Source organism: Roseateles sp., assembly GCF_031397715.1.
In the GTDB taxonomy this organism is placed as follows: Bacteria; Pseudomonadota; Gammaproteobacteria; order Burkholderiales; family Burkholderiaceae_C; genus Paucibacter_A.
Window position 1 is genome coordinate 1 of record NZ_JANNMI010000316.1, and the last position, 9,068, is coordinate 9,068.

The 9,068-nt window shown below is 63.1% G+C and carries 7 protein-coding genes and 1 pseudogene; 6 read left to right on the forward strand and 2 right to left on the reverse strand.

The features are described from left to right. Positions 1–1,915 (reverse strand): TonB-dependent receptor plug domain-containing protein (locus RMO57_RS13705; RefSeq protein ID WP_310387483.1); only part of this gene is annotated, 1,915 nt, incomplete at its 3' end. A gap of 989 nt (positions 1,916–2,904) precedes the next feature. Then, the gene (locus RMO57_RS13710) at positions 2,905–3,048 is read right to left on the reverse strand and encodes a hypothetical protein (protein WP_310387484.1); all 144 of its coding nucleotides are present in this window, start codon (positions 3,046–3,048) and stop codon (positions 2,905–2,907) included. A gap of 161 nt (positions 3,049–3,209) precedes the next feature. On the opposite strand from RMO57_RS13710, the gene RMO57_RS13715 reads away from it, so the two are divergent. The 6 genes and pseudogenes from RMO57_RS13715 to RMO57_RS13740 form a co-directional block, all read left to right on the forward strand. Continuing rightward, positions 3,210–4,907, forward strand: a complete 1,698-nt coding sequence (locus RMO57_RS13715) for a gamma-glutamyltransferase family protein (protein WP_310387485.1) — start codon at positions 3,210–3,212, stop codon at positions 4,905–4,907. Between the two features lie 296 nt (positions 4,908–5,203). After that, positions 5,204–6,535, forward strand: a complete 1,332-nt coding sequence (locus RMO57_RS13720; protein WP_310387487.1) for an MFS transporter — start codon at positions 5,204–5,206, stop codon at positions 6,533–6,535. 12 nt (positions 6,536–6,547) lie between these two features. After that, the gene (locus RMO57_RS13725; RefSeq protein ID WP_310387489.1) at positions 6,548–7,126 is read left to right on the forward strand and encodes a GNAT family protein; all 579 of its coding nucleotides are present in this window, start codon (positions 6,548–6,550) and stop codon (positions 7,124–7,126) included. A 142-nt stretch (positions 7,127–7,268) separates the two neighbouring features. Further along, positions 7,269–7,799 carry a chemotaxis protein CheW gene (locus RMO57_RS13730; RefSeq protein ID WP_310387491.1) on the forward strand — a complete coding sequence of 177 codons (531 nt, stop codon included), beginning with the start codon at positions 7,269–7,271 and terminating at the stop codon, positions 7,797–7,799. A 55-nt stretch (positions 7,800–7,854) separates the two neighbouring features. Next, positions 7,855–8,400 carry a pseudouridine synthase gene (locus tag RMO57_RS13735; RefSeq protein WP_310387494.1) on the forward strand — a complete coding sequence of 182 codons (546 nt, stop codon included), beginning with the start codon at positions 7,855–7,857 and terminating at the stop codon, positions 8,398–8,400. A gap of 85 nt (positions 8,401–8,485) precedes the next feature. Continuing rightward, positions 8,486–9,068, forward strand: a pseudogene (locus RMO57_RS13740) (4-hydroxybutyrate CoA-transferase); the annotation flags it as partial.

Here is a 9,068-nt window from a genome sequence, read left to right on the forward strand (position 1 = left end):
CGACCGATGAACGGAACAAGCTCACATTGCTGCGCATCTGCACCGGCCATGCTTCTGGGAAGAACTCATCGAGGCGGAACTTGGCCTCCAGCTCCAGGCCATAGGTGATGGCCTTGCCGATGTTTTGCGGCTGCGTGACCCAGCGCGGCACTTCGGCCCAGCCGACGCTTTGCAAGGAGGTGACGTTGCGCATCAGGTCGCTGATCTGACGCACAAAAGCGTTAGCACTGAAAAGGCCGCCCTTGACGAAATAGCTCTCATAGGCCAAGTCAATGCCGGTCGCCAGCTCAGGAGCCAGATTCGGGTTGCCCGAGCGGTCGGGGTGGTCGACGGTGTTGGGCCCGCAAGGCAGATTGGCCGGGCAGGGGAATTGCGAGTTGATGGCCGGCTGGGCGATCAGGTCTTGCAGATTGGGGCTGCGGTAGCTGCGCGTCAGGCTGGCGCGAATCTGGTCGCGGCTCTTTTCGTCAAACTTCCAAACGCCGTGCAAGAGCGGTGTCCAGACGCTGGAGCGGTTGCTGATTTCATAGGCGGCCGACTTGCTCTGGGTCAGAATCGTTTCACCGCGCAAGCCGGCGTAAAAGGACAGTTGTTTGCCCACACTCCACTCGTCTTGCACATAAGCCGCGATGCGCTGGGTGCTGGCCGATAGCTCGTCGCCAAACTCAAGCTGAGTTCGGCAGCTCACACCGTTTTGCAAGCAGGTGCGGGTTTGATCGCGCTGGGTGCCTTCGCCCTCCAGCCCTGCGACCAAGCTGTGCTCATTTTCCAGTTGATGGGAGTATTTGCCGTTGAGGCTCCAGCTGCGGTCGCGGCTGTCGACCTGGTCCACCTGCTCGCGCACGAGTTGCTGGGTTGCGCCTCTGAACTGCTGCTGCTCGGTGTCGGCGCTGAGCTGCGCCTGCCCCAGACCCGCACGCAAATCGATGCGACTGCTTGCATCGATCTGCTTTTGCCATTGCGTATTCAAGCGCAGCGTCTCGTTGCGGCTCTCGCTGTGGCTTTGCGAGCGGTCGTAGTAGTAGCTGGGCGGGCTTGGCGGTGGTTGATGGCTGAGCTTGGCCTGGTTGTCGCTGCTATTGCGGGAGACCACGGCGAAAGGTTGCAGATTGAAGCTCTCGCCTTCACCCAGTCGCCATTGCAAGCGGGCGTTCATGTTCAAGGCTTGGCGTTGGCCGCGAGTTTGTGCCTGCGTCAGCAAAACACTGTCTTGCTGGCTGCGCAGGTCACGCGTTACGTTGACGGAGTTCAAATCGTCCAGCGTGTCCGCTTGCTGAAAATTGACACTGAGGCTGTAAGCGCCGCCATGCTCGTCCAGCTTGTCGCTGCGGGTCCAGCCGGCGTTGGGGCGCAGTTGCCCGCGTTCTGACGCAAGACCAAATCGCAGATCATTGAGCCGCCTGGCCAAGGCCTCGCGCAAAACCACATTGATGGTGCCCGCCACAGCGCGGGCGCCAAACTCGGCCGTCGGAGCGCGCATCACCTCAATGCGCTCGACTTGGTCGGGCGCCAATTGATCAAGCGAAAAGCCCGGCGACATGCGCTCCCCATTGACGAGGACTTGCGTGTAGCCGCCGCCCATGCCGCGCATACGAATCTCGCCGCCGCGCCCGGGGCGCCCGCCGGTGGTGACGCCGGGCAGGCGCTTGAGCACCTCGCCGACGGTTGAGTCGCCGAAACGTTCGATCTCTTCCCGCCCGATGACGATCGTGGAGGCACTGGACGCACGGCGGCTGGCATCGTCACTGGCTTTACCGCTGACCTCGACCCGTTCCAGTTGGGTCGCTTTGGTCGGCCGGGCTGCGCTGGCTGCTTGTGACGGCTCGGCAGCGGTGTCGGCCTTGGTTTGCGCTTGAACGAGGTTCGTCAGCAGCAAAAAAGCGAGCGGCGCAGAGAGAACTTTGGGCGAATACATCGGGGCAAAGAGGTGAAATCGAGTCGGCAGGGGGAGGGCTCGAGCCTGCGGCGGCGAAAACTCAAATTTTCCAAGGCTGCCAGCATCTCACGCCGGCGCCGGCATCCTGGCTGCAAGAGGCTTGGTTTTAACTTCTTTACTCAATTGCACATGAAGACGGTGCAGACGATCGTATCCAGCCGGTCTGGTCACTAGAACCAAACGCTGGGCCGCCCAAGTGTTTCTTCTCCCCCTCGGGGGGCTGAGCCCGCGCACAAAGGCCCTGAAGGGGCTTTGTGGCTGGCGAAGGCCTTCCGGCTTGCAAGCCGGGGGGCCTGGCGCGAAGCGACAGGTCTGGGAGCGCTCAGAAGACAGAAGCAGACCGGCAAGGGCCGCTGACCGAGGTCAAGCGGGGCAGGGGATGCGAAAAGTCGGCCGCAAGCGAACCAGAAAATCGAGCAGCGCTAGCTCAGGCTTGGGCGCTCAAGGCTTGATGAAGTGACGCGGCTTGACGAAGTGACGCGACTTGACGAAGTGACGCGACTTATGCACGCCGAGTCAACCTGTCAAGCAATCAATCCAAAACCCATCAAGTCGCCAAGCGGGCTGGCGGCTGAAGCAAAGCGGCCGACGACAAGAAGGCAAGATCATCAATTGAGGTCATGCTGTGCTCCTTATCGAGTTGGGGGGATGAGGCGTCGCAGTGTGCTTGCGCTGTGCATTGCCGATCAAGTACCGAAAGCGACAACGTCTACGCCCGGCAACAATTTCAGAATGGCTTGCCACAAAAGCAAAGGGCCACGACCTTGCGGTTGGTGGCCCTTCTGACTTCCGGACACCATCAAAAATGGCGACGGTTTTCTTGGCACTGGTGACGGGTTCCAGAACTCTGCCCAATCTGCAGCCGGTTGTTGCCTTGAATGAACGCTATTGTGCGGGCTGTTTGTGACAGCGCTTTGACGAAAAGCAAAGAAAAGACGTTGCTTATCAAATGCTCCATTCAGCGCCAATCAAGTCTTGCTGGGGCCGGCCGGTGCGGTCGCAGGTTTGGCCGCCGCCATTTGCGGAGCGGTGCGGCCGTTTTGGGCGATCGCTGCGCGAACGGTGAAAGCCAGCAGAGCGGGAATCATGGCGTTCTTGATTGCGGGCTTCATTGGGATGACTCCACGGCTTGCGATGAGGTAGTGATCCAACGACGGCCGGTTTGCAAGGGTTGACCCTGTTGCTGCGGCCTTGCAAAGCGTTACAAACGGGGCCTTTCTTGTGCGCTGATCGGCCCGAACACTGCAGCCTCAATCATCCGGAGAACCCCGCCATGACGCATCCCTTCAACTGGAACCAGAGTTACGCCAGCGTACGCAGCCCCGTGTTCGCCCGCAATATCGTCTCGACCTCGCATCCGCTGGCCGCGCAAGCCGGTCTGCGCATCCTGGCGCAAGGCGGCAATGCCGTCGACGCCGCCATCGCTACCGCCGCCTGCATGACCCTGGTTGAACCCTGCAGCAACGGCCTGGGCTCGGACGCCTTTTGTATTCTGTGGGACGGCACGCAGCTGCACGGGCTGAATGCCTCCGGTACCGCGCCGGCGGCCTGGACGCCCGAGTATTTCTTCAAGACTTATGGCGCTGATATCAAGAACCCACCCAAGCGCGGCTGGGGCGGGGTGACGGTGCCGGGCGCGGTGGCCGGCTGGGTGGCTTTGAGCGAGCGTTTCGGCCAGCTGCCGTTCGCCGATTTGATGGCGCCGGCGATCGAAATTGCCGAGCGCGGCTATGCGGTGCCGGTGATTGTGCAGAGCAAGTGGGCGATGGCGGCGGCCGTCTCCGAGTTGACCGAACAACCGGGTTTCACCCAGGCCTTTTTGCCGCGCGGGCGCGCGCCCGGGGTCGGCGAGTTGTTCAAGTTCCCGGACGCGGCGCGCACGCTGCGGCTGATTGCCCAGACCAAGGGCGAGGCCTTCTACCGGGGTGAGGTGGCCGAGGCGGTGCAGAAATTTGCGCGCGAGACCGGCGGCGCGATGACGGCGGCCGACTTTGCCGACTACCGGCCCGAGTGGGTCATGCCGATCTCGCAAAGCTATGCCGGCCATGAGCTGCATGAGATTCCGCCCAATGGCCAGGGCATTGCGGCCTTGATTGCGCTGGGCATCCTCAAGCATCTTGATCTGCCCTCGCAAGCGGTGGACGGCGTGGCCGCACAACATATACAGATCGAAGCCATGAAGCTGGCATTCGCTGACGTATACCGTTATGTCAGCGACCCCCGGTCTATGGAGGTGACGGCGGCCGAGATGCTGGACCCCAGCTATCTGGCCCAGCGCGCCAAACTGGTGGACATGGGCAGGGCGCAGGATTTCAAGGCGGGCAACCCGGTCAAGGGCGGCACCATCTATCTGACCACGGCAGATGAAAGCGGCATGATGGTCAGCTTCATCCAGAGCAATTACATGGGCTTCGGATCTGGCCTGGTGCTGCCTGGTTACGGCGTCTCGCTGCAAAACCGCGGCCATTGCTTCAACTTGGAGGCCGGGCACCCGAATGTCGTGGCGCCGGGCAAGCGCCCTTTCCACACCATCATCCCGGCATTTTTGACAGCCCCCACGTCGCCTGCGGCTCCTGCCCCCCGAGGGGGTGCTGCGCCGCCTTGGGGCGGCCCGGCGGCGGCGCCGACTCATGTGCCGGTGATGAGCTACGGCGTGATGGGCGGCAATATGCAGCCGCAAGGCCATATGCAAACCTTGGTGCGCATGCTGGACTTCGGCCAACACCCGCAAGCGGCCTGCGATGCGCCGCGCTGGCGCTTCAATGAAGGGCTGTCGCTGAACGTCGAGCCGCATATGCCGGCCGCCACCATTGAAGGTCTGCGCGCTTTGGGTCATCAGATCGGTGATATCCACGACAGTTATCAAGACTTCGGTGCCGGTCAGTTCATTTGGCGCATGGGTGACCCTGGCGTTGAGGGTTATGTGGCGGCGAGCGATCCAAGGCGCGATGGGGCGGCGGTCGGGTTCTAGCTGATTTGAGGCGCGCACAAGCGTGCCTTCCAGCACTTGTTCTGCCATCGCCTGGGCTGCTACGATGGCGGCTGATTTGATCCCTATCAAGCAATCATGACCAAACTTCTAGACCGCACCCGATGCTGCACGCCCCGTGCCGCTGGCCTGTGCGCTCGCGGTCATGTGGTGCTGACTACGCCGCATTGACGCTGCGCAGTTAGCAAGGCGCGTGAAGTTGCCGCGCCAACCCAGCCAGTTCATCGGTGCCGCGCGGCTCACTTCAGCGGCGGCCTCAGTAGTTTGGAGATTCCCCCATGCAACAAACCCGGCTCAACGCATGGTTTGACCGAGTGCGGAGCGCGCTGACGCTCCCTGCCACCGACCTCTTGCGCGACGCCGTTTACCGTCGCCTGTGGTCGTCGATTCTGATCAGCTCGCTCGGCGGCCAGATCACGATGCTGGCGCTGCCCCTCACCGCCGCCGTGCTGCTCCATGCCAGCCCGACCCAGATGGGCTTGCTGACCGCGATGGAGATCCTGCCCTTTGTGCTGTTCTCCTTGCCCTCGGGCGTGTGGCTGGACCGGGTGCGCAAGCTGCCGGTCTATATCTGGGGCGAGACGCTGCTGGCGGTGGCCGTGGCGACCGTGCCGCTGGCCGCCTGGATGGGTTGGCTGACCATGACCTGGCTCTATGTGGTCGGCTTTGTGCTGGGCACCGTCTACACCACGGCCGGCAGCGCCGCGCAGATCGTCTTGACCCAGGTGGTCAGCCGCGACCGCCTGGTCGAGGCGCACGCCAAGAACGCGCTGGCTTCCAGTGGCGCGGAGGTCGCGGGGCCAGGTTTTGCCGGTATGTTGATCAAGCTGATGGGCGCGCCGATGACGCTGGCCGTGGACGCGATCCTGGTCTTGATTTCGGCCGTGATTCTGCGCGGCATCAAGATCGAGGAAATACTCCATAAGAGCGATGGTGCGGACTTTTGGCGTGACCTCAGGGCGGGCGTGCGCTTTGTGCGCGAGCGCGCGCTGTTGATCGGCTTGGCCTGTGCGGTGGGCAGCTGGCAGATGTTCCATAACGCGGCCCAAGTGGTGCAGATTCTGTTTGCCACTCGCACGCTGGGTTTGACTGCGCAGCAGGTGGGCTTGAGCTATGTGGCGCTGGGTGCCGGCACGGTCTTGACCAGCATCCTGGGCCACCGCATCAGCCGCCGGCTCGGCCCCGGCCCTTGCCTGGTGCTGGGCATCGCGGTGACCGGCCTGGGCTGGTTGCTGCTGGCGCTGATGCCGTCGAACCGCTTCGGCATCGCCGCCTTCGCCTTCATGTTGTTCAGCTTCGGCGTCGGTGCGGTGCTGATTTTCATCAACTTCTTGTCGCTGCGCCAGGCCGTCACGCCGGCACCGATGCTGGGTCGCATGACCAGCACGATGCGCTGGTTGATTTTGATCCCCGCTGCCCCAGGCGCGCTGGCCGGCGGCTGGTTGGGTGAGCATATGGGGCTGCGCTCGGCGCTGCTGTTTGCCGGCGTCGGGGCGCTGGTTCTGAGCTTGATCGCTTGGCGCCACCCGGTGCTGCGCAATGTGCGCGAGCTGCCCAAACCCGATGACGATGAGCCCTCGCTCAGCGGTGAAGCGATGCCTGTTCTGTAAAACCTGACCACCATGAGCGCAACACCTGACCCCATCCTGATCGAAGTGCCCGAGACGCTTGAAACCGAGCGCTTGCTGCTGGCCGCGCCGCGCCCCGGCATTGGCCCGGCGCTGGCGGTGGCGATCGCCGAGTCGCTGGTTCAGCTGAGCCCCTGGATGCCTTGGGCCCAGCAAGCGCCCAGCTTCGAGGACAGCGAGGCGGTGGCGCGCCGCATGTGCGCCGATTTCATCGCTCGGCGCGATCTGTCTTATCAAATCTACGACCGCGCCGTCGAGGGCCGTCGCTTGCTGGGCGGCTGCGGCCTGCACCGGCTGGATTGGGAGGTACGCCGCTTTGAGATCGGCTACTGGATTCGCAGCAGCGCTCAGGGTGAGGGTTATGTCAGCGAGGCGGTGCTGGCCTTGACGCGGATGGCGTTTGAGCAGCTGCGGGCGCGCCGGGTCGAGATCCGCATGGACGATGTCAATCTGCGCAGCCGTGCGGTGGCCGAACGCTGCGGCTTCGAGCTCGAAGGCATCTTGCGGCGCGACAGCCTGACGCCAGCCGGCGAGCCCCGGAACACCTGTGTTTATGCAAGGATTGGGTTGTGATCACCGCGGGTTAAGGCGGGTTAAGGGAAACCGAGCCAGCGTGACTTTCGCCGCGCAATCGGCTGGGTGGGCCCGGCACGGGGCGCGCAGCCTCCCTATCATCGCGGCACCAGCATGTGCTGGCCGCCAACGGAGCCCCAGCATGAGCCAGCAGCTTAGCCAGACCACCCAAACCTCAGCGGCCCCCAAGATTCGCACCGAGGTGCTGTCGTTCCATCTCGGTAAAGAGGAGTACGGCATCGCTTTGAGTTGCGTGCAGGAAATTCGCTCGTTCCAAGCGCCCACGCGCCTGGCGGGCGCCAGTGCTGAGGTCTTGGGTGTGCTGGACCTGCGCGGTGAGGTCTTGCCGGTGGTTGATTTGCGCCAGTGCTTCCACATGCCCGCGGCCGAGATCACGGCCGCGACCGTCACTATCGTCGTCAACCTCAATCACCGCAGCGTCGGCATCGTGGTGGACAACGTCAACGAGGTGGTCGACCTCAGTCCCGAGCAGCAGCGCAGCATGCCGGCCATGAACGGCATGGCCAATCATGGCCACATCATGGGCATTGGTGCTCTTGGCGGGCGCATGTTGCTGCTTTTGGATATCCATCGCTTGCTCGACGGCCACGATCTTGCCGCCGCAGGCGCCGAAGCTGAAGTGGCTGAGGAACTGGAAGACTGCTTGGTCTGAGTGCCGCGATACTGGGCAGCCGTCCGACCTTTGCCCGCCCGCGGGCATTCTGTGCATGAAATTGATCCTGTTCAACAAACCGTTCCAAGTCATGAGCCAGTTCTCGCCGCAAGCAGGCCGCGAGACCTTGGCCGACTATCTGCAAATCCCCGATATTTACCCGGCCGGCCGGCTCGACGCCGACAGCGAGGGCCTGATGCTGCTGACCGATGACGGCCGCCTGCAGCACCAGATCAGCCACCCCAAGCACAAAGAAGCGAAGACCTACACGGTGCAGGTCGAGGGCGTGCCGGATGAGCAGGCCCTGCTGCGCCTGAGTCAGCCGCTGGACCTGCGTGACTTTGTGACCCAGCCCTGCCGGGTCGAACAGATTGAGGAGCCGGCCTGGTTATGGCCACGCGATCCGCCGGTGCGCAAGCGCCTGAGCATCCCGACCAGCTGGCTCGCTATCACCCTCAAGGAAGGCAAGAACCGCCAGGTGCGGCGCATGACGGCGGCGGTGGGCTTCCCGACCTTGCGCTTGATCCGCAGCGCGATCGGCCCTTGCTCGCTCAGCAGCCACCCGCTGCGGCCGGGCGAGTGGTTGCAGTTGCCGATGTGAGTCGGCCGCGACAGTGCTGGCTTTGCAAGCCAGCAGCAAGCCGGCCGGCCTAGGATGCTAGCCAAGCATCATCAATAGGCACCCCATGTCTCATCAAGATTTGTACCGCAAGAAATTGGCCACTTGTGAGGACGCCCTGGGCCTGCTGCGCGACGGCGACTTCATCATCATCCCGACCGGCGTGGGTGAGCCGCCGACGCTGTTAACGGCCTTGTCCGACGCACGCCGGCGCTTCCACGATATCAAGCTGGGGCAGATTCTGGCGGTGCGCAAGTACGACTACTTTGACTCCGAGACCGTGGAGCATGTGCGTCATGTGTCGTTCTTCTATGGCGCGGCTTCACGCCCCGGTGGGCAGGCCGGGTGGGTGGACTTCATCCCCAGTTACTTTTCCGAGATGCCCGCGCTGATCGAGCGCAAGCTGATCCCGGCCGATGTGGTGTTCAGCATGGCGTCGACTATGGATCAGCATGGCTATTTCTCGCTCAGCTTGGGCGCGGACTACACGATGGCGGCGCTGAAACAGGCAAGAGCCATCGTGCTGGAGGTCAATCCCCATGTACCGTTTGCCAATGGCAACTGCCTGATTCACATCTCGCAGGTGACGGCACTGATCGAGAGCAACGAGCCGGTGACCGAGGTGGGGCTGCCAAAAATCGGGCCGGTGC